This window comes from Psychrobacter sp. FME13, from assembly GCF_014861395.1.
Lineage (GTDB): Bacteria > Pseudomonadota > Gammaproteobacteria > Pseudomonadales > Moraxellaceae > Psychrobacter.
In genome coordinates this window covers 1-2,119 of record NZ_RRYV01000261.1, presented here as the reverse complement: position 1 = coordinate 2,119, position 2,119 = coordinate 1, and the positions used below count along the sequence as shown (strand labels likewise).

The 2,119-nt window shown below is 44.7% G+C and carries 1 protein-coding gene; it reads left to right on the top strand.

Annotation, left to right across the window (positions count from 1 at the left end; genetic code table 11):
* Positions 1 to 60: 60 nt before the first annotated feature.
* The coding region (locus EI164_RS17430) for a hemagglutinin repeat-containing protein (RefSeq protein ID WP_192520928.1) at positions 61 to 2,119 on the top strand (2,059 nt) is incomplete at its 3' end.

The window sequence follows — 2,119 nt, the reverse complement described above, 5'->3', positions numbered from 1 at the left end:
CATTGTCCCCTTTGGAATTATTATTTAGGGGTGACAACTATCCTGCCATAGGGGGACAATGTGGGCTATACCAAGAATCATGTTGAGAATGGAAGGTTATATTGGCGATGGATTAAATCATGTGGAACTTTTGGAAATAAGCATTGTAAACGTGATAAGTATGTAGCACCTTATATATCAGAGCCTGAAACAGTAAAAACTTATCAGCTTTCAATCTTAGACCAAAATATAGACAAAATAGTCATTGCCTATAAAGATGATAGCGTATCAGATGTTCAAGATTTAGACGGTATCAAATCAGCCATTCAAACGCTGACGAGTGATGTGCCAACAGTGGCTGGTACAAACAGTGATGCATCAGTTGATGAGTCAAGTTTGGCCGATGCGACGAGCTTACTTTCAAATTTCGTAACCGCAGAAGACAGCAGTTTAACAGATGCTCAAAAGCAGCAGCTACAGGCGCTGATCGATGCGCAAAATAGTGGTAGTACTATTGATAATGCCGCAGCGCAAGACTTAATTGCTAGTATCAATGAAACTATAGCACAGAGCGCATCTGAAGAGATACGCAGCAGTGCTAGTGCACCGACTCTGCCAAACAGTAGCCTATATGGCACCAATCCTGATAGCAATGCTGATTACCTAGTTGAGACCGATCCCGCATTTGCCAACTATAAAGACTGGCTGTCATCGGACTACATGTTAGATCGACTACAGCTAGATCCTAATATTACCCAAAAGCGTCTAGGTGATGGCTATTATGAGCAGCAGTATATTCGTGATCAAATCATGACATTAACGGGTCGCTACTATCTGGGTGACTATCGCAGCTTAGATGAGCAGTACAAAGGTCTGATGGATGCGGGTATCACTACTGCTCAAACTTTAAACTTGCGCCCTGGTATTGCGCTCACTGATGATCAAGTTGCTCAGCTCACGACTGATATGGTATGGCTTGTACAGCAACAGATCACACTCGCTGATGGTAGCAGTCAACAAGTACTGGTGCCCAAAGTCTATACTCGCCAAGCGGTTGGTCAAATTGATGGTACAGGCAGTCTAATCGCTGCTGATAGCATTGATATGCAGTTATCGGGTGACCTAACTAACCAAGGTAGTATCGTCGGTCATCAGAGCGTTAATATTAATGCTACTAACCTGACCAATGCCAATGGCGGTTTGATCAAAGGCGACTATGTCCAGATTGGCACGGCCAACGATCTAAACAATCTAAGCGGCACTCTGCAAGCGAATAAAGCTATGCAGCTTGACGTTGGTGGTGACTTAAATAACGAGAGCCTGACCTATACCACCAGCTCTGCCAAAGATATGAGTAGTAGTACCCGTACAGATATCAGACAAATTGCCAGCATTTATGTTGGCGATGGCCTCAAAGGACAAGTAGATGAAAAAGGTAATGCGTTAACGACCTTCATCGCTAATGTGGGTGGTGACACAACCTTTGCCGCAGGCCTTTTGGACAATCAAGGAGGCAGCAGCGCTATAGATACCCAAGGCAATGTCCAACTTAATGCCGTGAATACCAGCTACCAAACCAACAGCATTGGTGACGCCAATAACTACTTTAAGCAAGGCGAATCTGTCGATGTTGGCAGTCAACTGAGCAGCAATAGCGATCTCATTATTAAATCAGGCAAAAATATCACAGGGGTCGCCAGCCAAATAAACAGTGATAATGGCACGGTTGATATCTCCGCTGACGGTAATGTCGACTTTACAGAGGGTAGAAACAAACAGAACCTCAGCACGGCCGTTAAAACCACGGACAAAGGTACGTTCAGTAAGAAAACCACTCAAAAACGCTATGACATGCAAAGCGATACTGCCATCAGTAGCAATATCGAGGGTAATACTGTTGTCATGCAAGCAGGAAAAGACATCAGCTTGACAGGTACCAATGCTGTTAGTGATACAGGCACTGGTCTGACCGCTGGTGGTGATGTCAATATCTTAGCCGCTGAAAACACCTCAAGCGAAAGCTCATTTAGTCAAACCAAAAAATCAGGGCTGTTCGGCACAAGCGGCGGCATGGGCTTCACTATCGGCAAGCAGCAAACTGATGATAGTAGTGCTCAAACGGCACTGACGCATACTGCTA